The sequence below is a fragment of the Microbacterium sp. SLBN-146 genome, assembly GCF_006715145.1.
Taxonomy (GTDB): domain Bacteria; phylum Actinomycetota; class Actinomycetes; order Actinomycetales; family Microbacteriaceae; genus Microbacterium.
Genome location: NZ_VFMR01000001.1, coordinates 94,283 through 107,800 on the forward strand (window position 1 = coordinate 94,283; position 13,518 = coordinate 107,800).

General features: G+C 70.0%; 12 protein-coding genes. 3 read left to right on the forward strand and 9 right to left on the reverse strand.

The features are described 5' to 3' along the window. Nucleotides 1–3: 3 nt before the first annotated feature. The 5 genes from ligD to FBY39_RS00300 all read right to left on the reverse strand — a co-directional run bounded on the left by ligD (nt 4) and on the right by FBY39_RS00300 (nt 6,627). The gene (gene ligD / locus FBY39_RS00280; RefSeq protein ID WP_141929698.1) at nt 4–1,038 is read right to left on the reverse strand and encodes a non-homologous end-joining DNA ligase; all 1,035 of its coding nucleotides are present in this window, start codon (nt 1,036–1,038) and stop codon (nt 4–6) included. Between the two features lie 208 nt (nt 1,039–1,246). Next, nucleotides 1,247–2,263 (reverse strand): SseB family protein, encoded by a 1,017-nt coding sequence (locus FBY39_RS00285; protein ID WP_141929699.1) that lies wholly within the window; start codon nt 2,261–2,263, stop codon nt 1,247–1,249. A 37-nt stretch (nt 2,264–2,300) separates the two neighbouring features. After that, on the reverse strand, nt 2,301–4,748 hold the full coding sequence (locus FBY39_RS00290) for an ATP-dependent helicase (protein WP_141929700.1): 2,448 nt from the start codon (nt 4,746–4,748) through the stop codon (nt 2,301–2,303). A gap of 42 nt (nt 4,749–4,790) precedes the next feature. Then, nucleotides 4,791–5,447 (reverse strand): response regulator transcription factor, encoded by a 657-nt coding sequence (locus FBY39_RS00295; protein ID WP_141929701.1) that lies wholly within the window; start codon nt 5,445–5,447, stop codon nt 4,791–4,793. Further along, nucleotides 5,440–6,627 carry an ATP-binding protein gene (locus FBY39_RS00300; RefSeq protein ID WP_141929702.1) on the reverse strand — a complete coding sequence of 396 codons (1,188 nt, stop codon included), beginning with the start codon at nt 6,625–6,627 and terminating at the stop codon, nt 5,440–5,442. Before FBY39_RS00300 ends, FBY39_RS00295 begins: the two co-directional genes overlap by 8 nt. Nucleotides 6,628–6,741: 114 nt before the next feature. On the opposite strand from FBY39_RS00300, the gene FBY39_RS00305 reads away from it, so the two are divergent. Both FBY39_RS00305 and FBY39_RS00310 read left to right on the forward strand, forming a co-directional pair. Next, entirely contained in the window at nt 6,742–8,301 is a 1,560-nt protein-coding gene (locus FBY39_RS00305) for a PspC domain-containing protein (RefSeq protein ID WP_141929703.1), read from the forward strand. Beyond that, complete coding sequence (locus tag FBY39_RS00310; protein ID WP_141929704.1) at nt 8,298–8,642, forward strand: hypothetical protein; 345 nt, start codon at nt 8,298–8,300, stop codon at nt 8,640–8,642. The genes FBY39_RS00305 and FBY39_RS00310 overlap by 4 nt, the downstream gene beginning before the upstream one ends. A 15-nt stretch (nt 8,643–8,657) precedes the next feature. Here FBY39_RS00310 and FBY39_RS00315 read toward each other — a convergent pair whose 3' ends face one another. From FBY39_RS00315 to FBY39_RS00330, 4 genes are all read right to left on the reverse strand, one after another. Further along, complete coding sequence (locus FBY39_RS00315; protein ID WP_141929705.1) at nt 8,658–9,602, reverse strand: hypothetical protein; 945 nt, start codon at nt 9,600–9,602, stop codon at nt 8,658–8,660. Nucleotides 9,603–9,667: 65 nt separating this feature from the next. Then, the gene (locus tag FBY39_RS00320) at nt 9,668–10,447 is read right to left on the reverse strand and encodes an ABC transporter permease (protein ID WP_141929706.1); all 780 of its coding nucleotides are present in this window, start codon (nt 10,445–10,447) and stop codon (nt 9,668–9,670) included. After that, nucleotides 10,444–11,499: an ATP-binding cassette domain-containing protein gene (locus tag FBY39_RS00325; RefSeq protein WP_141929707.1), complete on the reverse strand. Its 1,056-nt coding sequence runs from the start codon at nt 11,497–11,499 to the stop codon at nt 10,444–10,446. Before FBY39_RS00325 ends, FBY39_RS00320 begins: the two co-directional genes overlap by 4 nt. 55 nt (nt 11,500–11,554) lie before the next feature. Beyond that, nucleotides 11,555–12,763, reverse strand: a complete 1,209-nt coding sequence (locus tag FBY39_RS00330) for an MFS transporter (protein WP_260838043.1) — start codon at nt 12,761–12,763, stop codon at nt 11,555–11,557. Between the two features lie 34 nt (nt 12,764–12,797). On the opposite strand from FBY39_RS00330, the gene FBY39_RS00335 reads away from it, so the two are divergent. Next, complete coding sequence (locus FBY39_RS00335) at nt 12,798–13,502, forward strand: FadR/GntR family transcriptional regulator (protein WP_141929709.1); 705 nt, start codon at nt 12,798–12,800, stop codon at nt 13,500–13,502. The last annotated feature ends 16 nt before the right edge of the window (nt 13,503–13,518 follow it).

Here is a 13,518-nt window from a genome sequence, read left to right on the forward strand (position 1 = left end):
GCATCACCCGGCGTCGTCTTTCTGCTTCGCCCGGCTCGGCTGCACGCGGGGCGGCTCACCCGGCATCTTGGGGAATTCCGGCGGGAAGGGAAGCTCGCCGAGTCCGTCTGCGAGATCCCGTTGCCACCACTCCAGCAGCGTGTCGATGCGGCCCGGGTTGTCGAGGAACCCCGCCCAGGGATCGCCGACCTCGGCCAATCGCGCCGGCATCGACCGCACGGTGAAGGATGCCGGGTCGGCATCCGCGAGTTCGTCCCAGCCGAGCGGCGCAGACACCGTCGCAGTGGGGAGCGCGCGCGGACTGTAGGCACCGGCCATCGTGCGATCACGATTCGCCTGATTGAAGTCGAGGAAGATGCGCTCGCCACGCTCCTCTTTCCACCAGTTCGTCGTCACCCGGTCCGGCATCCGTCTTTCCAGCTCGCGCGACGCGGCGATGACGGCATGACGGACGTCGAGGAACTCGTGCGTCGGTTCGATCGGACAGAAGACGTGAAGCCCTCGATTGCCGCTCGTCTTGATCCACGCCTCGAGACCCGCCTCGGAGAGGACGTCCCGCAATGCCGGGGCGACCGCCGCGGCATCCGCGAAGTCCGTGCCCGGCTGAGGATCGAGATCGATGCGCAGTTCGACGGGGTTGTCGGGCTGTGTTGCGAGCGATGCCCACGGGTGGAACACGACGGTGTTCATCTGCGCGGCCCAGACGACGGCGGCCGGCTCGGTGAGGAAGATCTGCGGATGCCGCCGCCCGCTGTTGTACGTCACGGTGACCGTCTCGACGAAGTCCGGCGCGCCCTTCGGCGGGTTCTTCGAGTAGAACCGCTCGCCGTCGACGCCTTCGGGGAACCGTTCGAGTGAGACCGGCCGATTGCCGTTGGCCGCAAGGAAGGCCTCGGAGACCGCGATGAGGTACTCGGCGAGCTCGCGCTTCGTGATCCCGAGCTCGGGCCAGAGGACCCGGTCGGGACTCGACAGCCCAACCTCGCGATCGCCCTCGGGGCCACCGGGCACGGTCAGCGTGATGCGTGCAGACGCCATGCACCGACCCTAGGCCTCATCCCGCTCCTCCGTCGCTCCCTTGTCGCGAAGGGAGCCGCGCGGCGGCATCCGCTCACTTGTCACGAGGGAGCCGCGCCGGGTCCGCTCACTTGTCGCAAATGGTGGGATCCCCCGCGCGGAAGTCGCCCTTTGAGACAAGTGAGCATGGCCGCTCCACTACGCAGGGCTGCGGACAAGCGAGCGTGGGCTACTCGGCGAGGGCGAGGACGGGGGCGAGATCGTCGCGGCTGAGGCGGATCCACGGACCGCGAGGGTCGATGATGACGCCCGACAAGCCCTCGTCCTGACGCAGCGCGGCAGCGAGCTGAGCGCTCGTGACGGGTGCGGGCCGGTCGTCCCGGCCCATCGCGACCACTTCGAGCGGATGCGTGTAGATCTCGAGGAACCGCGAACCATCGGCGGCCCGCCCCTGGGCGATGCCCGGCTGCGCGCCCTCCGAGGGAGTGTTCACCGCGAGCCAGACGGGCACACGCGTCAGCGCGTCCGCGATGCTCGCTGCCGTGCCATCCGTCCGCTCCGCGGCGAGCAGCGTCTTCACGGTCAGCGTGTCGTCGATGGCCGCCAGCATGCGCTCGATGAGTGCGCGCGGGAGGATCGCCCGCGCAGGTGCCGACGCGGGGTCGATGATGAGGCCCGTCGCCGACGTCTCGAGCACGTGCCGGAGGACCGCGATCGACGGCTGCCCGACAGCAGAGGTGGCCGTGTCACCATCGGATCGGATGCTGGCGTTCAGCGCCGCACCACTGGAATAGGCGAGCGCGAACGTCTTGTCGCCGATGTTCGCGACCGCGAGCGGGAGGCCTTTGCCGTCGGCGAGGAGCGCTCGCGCATCGCCCTTGACCCGCAGGAAGAGATGCCCCTGGAGCACGCTGCGAGCAAGGTCGAGCAGCTCGCTCGGCGACGGCTTCTCGGGGAGTCGCCCCAGCGCCTCGCGCAGCAGCACGTTGTCGCGGAGCCCCGGCACGGTTTCGACGACGCGCTCGGCAGCGGGCCGCCGGTCCTCCGCCGGAAGCGCCTGCACGGGCGTGGCGGCGACGCCGAGTCCCTGGAACGACGACATCGAGATGCCGACGGATGCCGCGGCATCCCCCGTATCGACGGATGCTGCCTCGACGGCCTCGGACTCACCAGGCCGACCCTCATCAGGGTCGACATCCGTGGGGAGCGCGTCGGACTTCTTCGGACGGCGCGAGAAGAGTGCCATTGTTCGAGCCTAACGGGGCTCGTGACCGTGTACCCGGCTAGAGCTTCTCGATGGGCGCGATCTTGACGAGGAGCTTCTTCGCGCCCGCCTTCTCGAAGCGCACATGCGCGACGCGCTTGGCTCCCTCGCCCGTCACGAGATCGACGCGACCATCGCCGAAGTCGTCATGGCGAATCCGGTCTCCGGGAGCGAGCTCCATGTCGCCGTTGTCGCGCACCTTCGACGGAACGCGGTTCGCGAACCGGCTGAGGTCGGTCTTCGGCTCGCTTCGCGCGAGCGGCACGAGATCGTCGCCGTAGCGACCTCCGCCCGATCCTCCGAAGCCGCCGGGGCGCCGGGCGTTGAGGGCGCGGGACTGCGTACCTCCTCGCGAGTTGACGTCTCCCGGCGACTGCCTCCAGTGCACGAGATCGGCGGGAATCTCCTGCAGGAAGCGGCTCGGCATCGCGACGGTGACCTCGCCGAACTGCGCACGCGTCATGGCGAGCGAGAGGTACAGCCGCTTGCGCGCCCGCGTCACGCCGACATAGAACAGGCGTCGCTCCTCCTGCGGCCCGCCGGGCTCGTTCGCCGAGATCCGGTGCGGAATCAGGTCTTCCTCGACGCCCGTGAGGAACACGGCGTCGTACTCGAGGCCCTTCGCCGTGTGCATCGTCATGAGCGACACGGATCCCGAAGCATCCTCGAGGTCGTCGGCGTCGGAGACGAGCGACACCTCGCCGAGGAAGTCGATGACCGTGCCCTCGGGGTTGTTGCGCGCGAACTCCCGCGCAACGGCGACGAGCTCGTCGAGATTCTCGAGCCTCGCCTCGTCCTGCGGATCGCGGCTCGCCCGCAGAGCATCCTGATACCCGCTCTTCGCGAGCAGCAGCTGCAGTCCTTCCGCAACCGCGGTGGGCGGAGCCAGCTCGCCGGATGCCGGCAGCATGAGCGCCGACGCTTCGGCGAGCACCGCGTCGAGTTGCACGATCGCGGCCTGGATCTTGGGGCCCACTCCGAGCGCCGACGCGTTCGCGAGCGCGTCGCGGAACGTGATGCCCTCGTCGGCGGCGTACCGCGCGATGGCCGTCTCGGTGACGTCGCCGATCCCGCGGCGGGGCTTGTTCAGGATGCGGCGGACCGCCATCTCGTCGGCGGGGTTGGCGACCGCAACGAGATACGCGAGGGCGTCCTTGATCTCGGCGCGCTCGTAGAACTTGGTGCCGCCCATGATCCTGTAGGGAAGCGCCGAGCGGATGAAGATCTCCTCGAGCGCACGGGACTGCGAGTTCGTCCGGTAGAAGACCGCGATCTGCGAGTAGTCGAGTCCGCCACGATGGAGGACTTCGATCTCGTCGGCGACGAACTGCGCCTCGTCATGCTGCGAATAGCCGGTGAAGCCGACGATCTTCTCGCCCTCGCCGACGTCCGTCCACAGCCGCTTGTCCTTGCGGTCGAAGTTGTTGCTGATGACGGCGTTCGCCGCACTCAGGATGTTCTGCGTGGACCGGTAGTTCTGCTCGAGCAGGACGACCTTGGCCCCCGGGAAGTCGCGCTCGAACTCGCTGATGTTGCGGATGTCCGCCCCGCGGAACGCATAGATCGACTGGTCGGAGTCGCCGACGACCGTGAGGGATGCGGCATCTGCAGCATCCGGCTCGGCGTCGAAGATCATCATTCCGCCGCCCCCTGCCATCGGCTCGGCGTCGGACCCGGGCGGTCGGGTCAGCTCGTGGATGAGGGAGTACTGCGCGTGGTTGGTGTCCTGGTACTCGTCGACCAGGATGTGACGGAACCGTCTGCGATAGACGTCGGCGACCTTGGGGAAGGCCCGGAAGAGGTACACGACCTGCCCGATGAGGTCGTCGAAGTCGAACGCGTTCGCCCTCTGCAGTTCGCGCTGGTAGGCCGCGAACAGGTCGACGAAGATGCGCTCGGCGGGGTCGCTGAGGTTCGCCTGGCGTGCGTACGACTCGGCGTCGGCGAGTTCGTTCTTGAGCTTCGAGATTCGGGACTGCACCCCCGCCGGCGTCAGCCCGAACGAATCGGCCTCGTGCTCTTTGACGAGACGCTTGATGAGCGCGCGGGAGTCGCCCGAGTCGTAGATGGTGAACGCCTTCGTGAAACCGAACTGCTCGGCCTCGCGCCGGAGGATGCGCACGCACGCGGAGTGGAAGGTCGAGATCCACATGCCTTGCGCCCGCTCGCCGATGAGCTGGCCGACGCGCTCGCGCATCTCGCCGGCCGCCTTGTTGGTGAACGTGATCGCGAGGATCTGGCTCGGCCACGCTTCACGGGTGCGCAGGAGCGAAGCGATGCGCCGCGTCAGCACGCTCGTCTTGCCCGAGCCTGCTCCGGCGACGATGAGGAGCGCGGGACCGCGGTAGATCACGGCTTCGCGCTGCTGCGGATTGAGTCCTGCGAGGAGGTCTTCGTCGGGGCGGGCGCCGGGGGCAGCCGGCCCGCGGTCACCGCCGACGATCAAGGGCTGGGAGGCGTCTGTCATTGCCCGTCGAGTCTACGCGCGAGCGCCGACACCCGACCGGCGTCAGAGCAGACGCCGCTCCGACGCCCACGCCGTCAGCTCGTAGCGCGATGACAGCTGCAGCTTGCGCAGCACGGCGGACACGTGCGTCTCGACCGTCTTCGCCGAGATGAACAGCTCCGCCGCCACCTCTTTATAGGCGTACCCGCGCGCGATGAGTCGCATGACCTCCTGCTCGCGCGCCGACAGCCGGTCCAGCTCGTCGTTCGCCGTCGCGGTCTCGCCGGCGACGGCACCGAACGCGTCGAGCACGAAGCCCGCGAGGCGCGGCGAGAAGACGGCATCCCCGGATGCCACGGCCCGGACGGCGGCGCTGACCTCCGCCCCCGACGACCCCTTCGTGATGTACCCGCGGGCTCCAGCGCGGATGACGCGCACGACGTCCTCCGCCGAATCCGAGACGCTCAGCGCGAGGAACCGCGACGGACCCGCGGCGCATGCTCGAAGGACGGCCTCTCCGCCCGTGCCGGCATCCGCGGCCCCCGGGAGGTGGACGTCCAGCAGGACGACGTCGGGCCGCGTCCGCTCGACGACGGCGATCGCGCCATCGACGTCGGCCGCTTCCCCGACGACGTCGAGGGAACGGTCGAGGTCGGCACGCAGACCCGACCGGAAGATGGAATGGTCGTCGACGATCACGACGCGGAGGACGTCAGGCACGCCACACCTCCTCTCTCGCGAGGCGCAAGTGCACGTCGGTGCCCACTCCGCCCGCGCCGCGCGAGACCGTCGCGGAGCCCCCGGCGCGGCGCATCCGTCCGATGATCGACTCACGCACTCCCCACCGGTCGCTCGGCACCGCATCGACGTCGAAGCCGGGTCCGCGATCACGCACGTACACGTCGACGGTGGATGCCGCGCCCTCGATGTACACCGAGACATCGCCGCCCGCGTGCCGCGCGGCATTGAGCATCGCCTCGCGCGCCGCCGCTGCGACATCGCCGCTCGCCCGCTCCGTGGAGAGGCCCGCCGAGACAACGTCGATCCGCGCGGGGAAGTCGAGCTCGAGCGCACCCGCGTAGTCGCGTAGGTCGGTCGGCAGGTCGCTGTCGGCGGGGGCGTCGCCGTCGTAGAGCCACGCCCGCAGCTCGCGCTCCTGCGCACGGGCAAGACGGGCGACCTCGCTCGAAGCGCCCGACCTGTTCTGGATCAGCGCGAGCGTCTGGAGGACCGAGTCGTGGAGGTGCGCCGCCATCTCGGAGCGCTGCTCTTCGCGGATGCGGCGCACGCGCTCCCCCGAGAGGCTCCGCCATTTCTCGACGAACGTCGACGAGTAGACGACCGCGAGCCCCGCGAGCATCCCGACGGCGAGGACGAAGGCGACGAGGCCCGCGTCCTGCATGACAGCGACCTGCGACGCCACGAGCGCGACGAGGATCGCCGTGACGGTGAGGCGCACGGCGAGTTCGTGCTGGGGTCCGCGGGCCGAGTCGTGGCGGTCGGCGAACGTCGCCCAGAGCCCCGCCGCGACGGCGAGCGCCGCGGAGACCGCGACGGACGAGAACCACTCCGGTGCCGTCGAAAGAGGGCGCTCGGATGCCGCGTAGCTCCACAGCTGCCCCAGGGCCACGAGCCCGATGACACCCGAGGTCCCGGTCAGCGCCCACGCGACGGGCGCCCGGCGGGTGGGAGCATCCGTGCCGTCACGCCACGGCGTCATGACCCAGAGCCACGCGTACAGCAGCGCCCCCGCGCCCCACAGGAGCGCGGTGCCGACGAAGACGGCGCGCGTCGCGGCGACGGACCAGCCGAGGTGCTCGGCGACGCCGGCCGCCGTCCCCGAGACGAGGCAGTCCCGCGGGCGCGCGAGCGGCGCACGACGGAGCGGGACGGAGGACATGCCGCCATCCAATCATCCCGGCAGCCGGACACCGCGCCCCGGGGGCGAAGATCAGGGTGGCGTCAGGGAATCACCCCATGGCGGCACTGTCGGCACCGCGACGAGGATCGACTCATGACCGAATCTCCCGCCGAGACGGATGCTGCACCCGCCGCTCATCCCGGACCGCCACCTGCTCCGCCCCTCGGCGCCCCGACGGGCGGCGACCGCTTCTTCGCGTGGCTCCGCGGCCTCGGCCTGATCCGCGCCGACGGCTGGATCGGCGGGGTGTGCGCGGGGATTGCGGAGCGGATCGGCATCGACCCGGTCATCGTGCGGGGCATCTTCGTCGTCGCGGCTCTCTTCTCGCTGCCGATGTTCCTCGTCTACGCGATCGGCTGGGCTCTCCTCCCCGACACGGCTGGTCGCATCCACGCGCAGGAGCTCCTCCGCCGCCGCTTCGATCCCGCGATGGTCGGCATCGGACTCCTCCTGCTCTTGAGCGTGTTCCCCGTGACGCAGTCGTTCTTCGGGGTCGTGCTCCCGTTCGGCTACATCGTGCCGGGGTACTCCCAGCTGTCCCCGCTGGCGGTCCTCGCGAACGTCGCCGTCGTCGCCGTCATCCTCGTTCTCATCTTCCTCGCCGTGCGCTCCTCGCGCCGCGCGGCTCCGACCGGCGGCGTGCCCGCCTCTCATCCGCGAACGGCTTCCGCGGATCCGGGCGCCGCCCTCGCCGTCGACCGTTCGGGTGTCGACGCGCATGCGGGTCCGGCCGAAGACGCGGGGGCGTCGATGGCCGGATCCGCCCCTCTTCCTCCTGCGCCGGCGGCACCGGACGCATCGCCCGACGATCTCGCGCAGTGGCGCATCCAGCACGACGCGTGGCGCGCGCAGGATGACGCGTGGCGCCGCCAGCAGAAGGATGCCGAAGCCGCCGCCCGCGAGCAGGCGCGCGCGGAGCGTTCCGCCGCGGCAGCTGCCTTCGCCGCAGAGGCGGCGGAGCGACGCCGCCTCCGGCGCCTGACGAATCCTCGGACGAGCGTCGCCTTCGTCGCGCTCGTCATCGGCGCGGCACTCGTGGTCGGCGCATCGACGGCCCTCATCGTGGGCGCGACGGAGGATGCGAACGTCGCGGTGGCCGGTGGGCTGCTGTCGGGCACGGTCGTGCTGGGACTCGGAATGGTCGTCGCCGGTATCCGGCGCCGGCGAAGTGGGTTCCTCGCATTTCTCACGACAGCCCTCCTCGTCGCGGGTGCGGCCACGGCCGTTCCGGCGGCGACGCAGGGACTCGCGTTCGGGTACACGTACGTGAGCAACGCCGATCCCCGCAGTTTCACGCAGGTGTGGGGAGACCTCTCCGTCGATGTGTGGGGTTCCGGGGGCGGAGCACCGATCGACATCGTCAAGCGCAACGGTTCGACGAGGGTCGTGGTCGGTGTCGACTCGCTCGCCGACCTCGACGTGTCGGGTGTCGACGTCATCACGTGGACGAGCTTCGACGTGGAGACCGGCGAGTTCATCGAGGACGGCACCTGGACGGCGAGCGCCGGCTCCGGTCGAGAGCCGCGGATCGTCCGCTCCATCGACACGACGGATGCCGACACCCCTCGCCCCGAGGCACAGGTGATCCGCCTCGAACAGCCGGGCGGACACGTACATGTCGAGATTTACGAGAACGCACCGGAGGAACGATGACCGACGACCAGAGCACCCTCCCCTTCGACACGACGGGCATCGTTCCGCCGAGCGCCGTCGAGCACGCCCCCGTCACGGCAGCGCCCGCGGTCGCTGAGCTTCCGCGCATCCGGTGGGCGGGGATCGTCTGGGGCGCACTTCTCGCGGCAGTCGCGGCGGTCGCCCTCGTCTTCGCGGTCGTGCCCGACCGTCGCGCCGATGTCCGTGCGCTGCTCCTCGACCTCGATCCGTCGACTCTCAATCCGGGAGCCGTCGTGGGCTACGTCATCCTCGCCGTCGGGGTCGCGCTCCTCCTCATCGGCGGCGCCGCAGTCGCCCGCCGCGCAACCTCGCGCGGCTGACCCCGATCCAGCCCCCTAGCGACGTCGGCGGGCGGCGAGGAGGCCGATCCCGGCGAGGAGCAGAAGGATGCCGCAGGCGACCGCGTACCAGGGCAACGCGTCCGGGATGTCGAGCGTCACGAGCGCCCCGAGCACGCGGGAGAGCACCCACGGCAGCGGCTCGAGGTCGTCGTGCCACGCAAGGAGCGCCTGCTCGAGCCCGACGAAGCCGAGGATCGTGGCAGTGATACCGAGTCCCGCGCCCGCGGCGGCGAGCACGGCGCCCGTCGCACGGCGCACGCCCATCTGCTGCGACAGCGCCCACCCCGCGGCGACGAACGTCCACGCGAACACGGCGAGACCGACGGACACGTAGGCGACGCGGACGAGCGGCGAACTCCAGACCGACAGCGCGGGGTTCTCGGACTCCGCGAACGACAGCTCCAGAAGCGTGAGGATGCAGCGGAACATCACGACCCCGCCGATCGCCGCCGCGACGGGGTAGGGCGAACGTTCGTGGTCGATGAGCAGGCGGAGCACGATGAGGAAGACGAGCCACCCGCCGGCGACGACGGCGACATAGGTCCACGACAGCAGAGCGGTCTCCGCGAGGAGGGTCGCGAGGAGAAGGCCCCCCGGCACGCCCACGAGGAGCAGTCGATCCAGCCGCAGCATCCCGAGAGTCGATTCGCGCGCTCGCCACGGCCGCGTCGAGCCGAGCCACGTCGCGCGGGCGGCCGCCGCACCCGGCCGGCGGACGAGCCGCGTGCGGGTCGCGATGATCCCGATGAGGACCCAGGCCAGTGCGAGGAACAGAAGAACACGCGATACCCATGCGGCGGGCTGCACGCGATCGACGGGATCCATCCGCACGGGGCGACCGTTCACTTCGCCCAGCAGGATGCCGACGGCAGCCGAGCAGAGGAGCAGCACGGCGACGGTGACCGCAGCGAGGATGCCTCGCCGTGTCGCCGTCGCCATGCTCCTGAGCCTAGACCTCCGGAGGGCCCGCATTTTCCGCGCGGAGGCCCGGCTCCCGGCATTCGTCAGCTGCTGCGGCGCATCGAACGGATGCCGACCGACAGGCCCACGAGCGCCAGTGCGACCGCCGCGACCCACCCCCACAGCACGGTGACGTTCGCGAAATCGCCCGCGAAGAGCGCGCGCTCGGCCTGGACCACCCAGTTGACGGGGTTGACGGTCGCGACGGCGCGCATCCAGCCGGGACCCTCGTCGAGCGGCAGAAGCATGCCCGACAGGATGAGGAGCGGGAAGATGAGCGTCTGCTGCACACCCCAGAACAGCCACTCGCGATCCTTCGTCGCGAGGGCGAGCGAGTAGGAGAGCGACCCGAGTCCGATCCCGAAGACGGCGAGCAGCGCGAGGCCGACGATGAGCCCCATCCCGTGGATCGTGAAGCCGAACGGCCACGCGATCAGGACGATGATGAGCGCCTGCACGACGATGGGAGCCACCTCTTTCAGCGCGCGCCCGACGAGCAGCGACGAGCGCGAGAGCGGTGCGACGAGCGTCCGTTCGTGGGAGCCCGTCATCATCTCGTACTGGAGGTTGGAGCCCACCGCGCCGGTTCCGAAGAGGACGATCATGACGAGCACGCCCGGAACGAACCACTGCAGCGTCTCACCGACGGGCTGACCGGACGAGCCGACCAGCAGCGGGGCGAACAGCCCGAGGAAGACGAGCGGCTGCACGAGGCTGAAGATGAGGGTGAAGGGATCACGCAGGACGGGCCTGAGTTCGCGCGTGAGGACGTTCCAGGTGTCGCGTGCGGGGTTCGCCGTGACGGCGGTGTCGGTGGTGGTCATCGCTGGGCTCCTGTCGTGCGGGTGTCGTCTGCGGTCGCTCCTGTGTCGGCGGGTTCCGCCACGGCATCCTCTTCGTCAGCGGCCCCCTCTCCCGCCTCGCGGAGTGTGCGTCCCGTGAGGGCGAGGAAGACGTCGTCGAGCGTCGGCGGGACGCCCGTGGCCCGTTCGACGCGGAGGCCCGCCGCGTCGAGTCGACGGACCGCCTCGGGGAGGAGCACATCGCCGTCGGGCGCCGTCACGGTGATGACGTCTCCGTCGGCGCGGACGGCACGGTCGGTCAGCGCGCCGACCACCGCGAGACCGCGTTCAGCGTCGCCGGAAGACGCGAACCCGAGCGTCAGCACGTCGCCCGCGAGGTCGGCCTTGAGCCGTGCCGCGGTGTCATCGGCGATGACACGTCCGCGGTCCATCACCATGACGCGCTCGGCGTAGCGGTCGGCCTCCTCGAGGTAGTGCGTCGTGAGGAAGACCGTCGTGCCGTGCTCACGTCGCAGATCGAGGATGTGCTGCCACAGATTCGCGCGGCTCTGCGGGTCGAGACCCGTCGACGGCTCGTCGAGGAAGATGAGGGGCGGCGCGTGCATGAGCCCGAGCGCGATGTCCAGGCGCCTCTTCTGTCCGCCCGACAACTGCTGGACCGAACGGGTCGCGAACGATGTCAGATCGAGCGAATCGATCAGTTGGTCGGCGCGCACACGCGATGCCGCGGGCGAGATCCCGTAGAAGGCCCCTTGGCTCAGCAGCTCGTCGCGGACGCGCTGCGAGAAGCTGCCGCTCGTGAGCTGTCCGACGTACCCGATGCGCGCCCGCACGTCGGCGGACTGACGCAGGATGTCGTGACCGACGACACGCGCCGTTCCCGACGACGGTGGGATGAGGGTCGTGAGCATGCGCAGGCTCGTGGACTTGCCCGCGCCGTTGGGGCCCAGGAACGCGACGAGCTCGCCGCGCGCGACCCGGAAGGTGAGGTCCGTGACCGCCTCGACGGTCTTCTTCTTCACGGTGAAGCGCTTCGTGAGTCCGATCGCTTCGATGATGGTGTCGTTCGGCATGCCCCGACGGTAGAAGGGGACCCGGACAGATCCGGTCCGCATCCCCCACCGGATCTCACCCGACGGGCACGCGCTCCTGCCGGCTCGCGACCTGGTCCTCGAGCGCGCTCGGCCGGCACGCGACGAAGCCGCTCACGAGCATGACGGCGAGGCTCACGAACAGCACGACGTAGGAGCTCGTCCACGAGCCGGATGCCTCGTACAGCAGTCCGATGCAGAGCGGGCCGATGCACGCGATGCCGTAGCCGATCCCCTGCATCGCCCCCGAGAGGGCCGTCGAACCCTCCGTCGTTCGTGTGCGGACGTTGACGAGAGTGAGGCACAGCGGGAACGTGCTGACGCCGAGGCCCAGCAGCACGACCCACGCGACGACGCCGTCGCCGGGAGCGACCAGCAGCCCGATGTATCCGGCGGCCATGAGCGCGACGCACACCACGACGATGCCGAAGGGGTTCCGCAAGCGGATCGTGAGGGGCGGCACGATGAAGGCCGCGAGAAGCCCGAACACCGAGAACAGCGACAGGAGCGCGCCACCCGAGGTGGGGTCGGCACCCGCATCGACCAGGATGGCGGGGAGCCACGTGATGATCGCGTAGACGTTGAGACTTGTCATCCCGAGCAGCAGCACCATCGCCCACAGGAGCGGCGTCCGCCACGCGCCGCGGAGGCGCGGGGGCGCCGCGGTCTCGGGCGCCCGCTCGCCCCTCGCCCGCACCGCGAGGAGCGCCCACAGCACGACGGCGATCGCCGTGAGGATCGCCCACATGCCGATCGCCCAGCGCCAGCCGACGGCAAGGGCGATGGGCACCGCGATGAGAGGCGCGACGAACTGCCCGACCTGGAGGAGAGCGATGTACAGCGAGCTCATCGACTTGAGCCGCGAGGCGAAGTACTTCTTCACGAGCGGAATCACGAGCACATTGGATGCTCCGACCCCGACCGACGCGATGACGGTAGAGAGCACGAGCATCCCGGCGTCGGGCGACAGGGCACGCAGGACGATGCCGGCCGTCGTCAGGAAGACCGCGAGCGTGAGGGCGCGCTCCAGGCCGATCCGCCGGGCGACCGTCGCGGCGAGGAGGCCGAAGACGGCGAAGGAGGCCGTGACGATCGTTCCGAGCACCCCGAAGAGCGACGGCCCGAACCCGAGATCGGCGCCGATCATCTCGAGCAGCGGTGTGAACCCCGTGACGGCCGTACGCAGGTTCAGCGCCGTCAGGATGATGGCGACGAGAGGCAGCAGCGCACCTCGGCGGGAAGACATCGTCACGAGAACTCCGGATAGGTAGGATGATGGGATGAATTCGCTCGACTCTAGCGCGATGCGCCCGCCCGTGGGAACGCCGATGAGCACGGCGGAGTGGGTGACCGACCTCTTCCACGATGAGATCGCCTCGGGTCGCTGGCGAGTCGGAGAGCGCATCCCGACCGAGACCGAGCTCATGGCTTGGGTCGGGGCGGGCCGCAACACCGTGCGGGAGGCCATCCAGTCGCTCGTGCAGGCGGGGCTCGTCAGCAAACAGCAGGGTCGCGGAACGTTCGTCATCGCGGGGTCCGAACTCGTGCGATCGGTCACACGGCGAGCGTCGCGAGCTCGGCGGCGCGACGGCCTCGAGTTGCGCGCGGCGATCGACGGCGCGGCATCCGCTCTGGCCGCCCGTCGGCGCACCGACGCCGACATCGAACAGCTCCGCGCCCTGCTCGCCGCGCGGACAGAGGCGTGGGCATCGGGCCGCGCCGACGACCGGATCGACGCAGACATCGCGCTTCACCGAGCCATCATCACCGCGACGCACAACGAGCTGTTCGCCGATCTCTACGACGGACTTGCGCCGCTGTTCGAGCGTGTGCTCGTCGATGACGTGACCCACGACGAAGACCCGCATGCCGAGCAGCACATCCGCCTCATCGAGGCGATCATCGCGCAGGATGCCACCGGCGCCGAAGCCGTCGTCAGCGAGCTGCTCGCTCCGCTCGTCGCCGCGGCATCCGATCCGGAGTGATCCAACGCGGACACGA

What these genes read in the sequence shown, in the direction of transcription:
- ligD (WP_141929698.1), bottom strand. Translation starts at nt 1,038, where the DNA reads ATGGCGTCTGCACGCATCACGCTGACCGTGCCCGGTGGCCCCGAGGGC.
- FBY39_RS00285 (WP_141929699.1), bottom strand. Translation starts at nt 2,263, where the DNA reads ATGGCACTCTTCTCGCGCCGTCCGAAGAAGTCCGACGCGCTCCCCACG.
- FBY39_RS00290 (WP_141929700.1), bottom strand. Translation starts at nt 4,748, where the DNA reads ATGACAGACGCCTCCCAGCCCTTGATCGTCGGCGGTGACCGCGGGCCG.
- FBY39_RS00300 (WP_141929702.1), bottom strand. Translation starts at nt 6,627, where the DNA reads ATGTCCTCCGTCCCGCTCCGTCGTGCGCCGCTCGCGCGCCCGCGGGAC.
- FBY39_RS00305 (WP_141929703.1), top strand. Translation starts at nt 6,742, where the DNA reads ATGACCGAATCTCCCGCCGAGACGGATGCTGCACCCGCCGCTCATCCC.
- FBY39_RS00310 (WP_141929704.1), top strand. Translation starts at nt 8,298, where the DNA reads ATGACCGACGACCAGAGCACCCTCCCCTTCGACACGACGGGCATCGTT.
- FBY39_RS00315 (WP_141929705.1), bottom strand. Translation starts at nt 9,602, where the DNA reads ATGGCGACGGCGACACGGCGAGGCATCCTCGCTGCGGTCACCGTCGCC.
- FBY39_RS00320 (WP_141929706.1), bottom strand. Translation starts at nt 10,447, where the DNA reads ATGACCACCACCGACACCGCCGTCACGGCGAACCCCGCACGCGACACC.
- FBY39_RS00325 (WP_141929707.1), bottom strand. Translation starts at nt 11,499, where the DNA reads ATGCCGAACGACACCATCATCGAAGCGATCGGACTCACGAAGCGCTTC.
- FBY39_RS00330 (WP_260838043.1), bottom strand. Translation starts at nt 12,763, where the DNA reads ATGTCTTCCCGCCGAGGTGCGCTGCTGCCTCTCGTCGCCATCATCCTG.
- FBY39_RS00335 (WP_141929709.1), top strand. Translation starts at nt 12,798, where the DNA reads ATGAATTCGCTCGACTCTAGCGCGATGCGCCCGCCCGTGGGAACGCCG.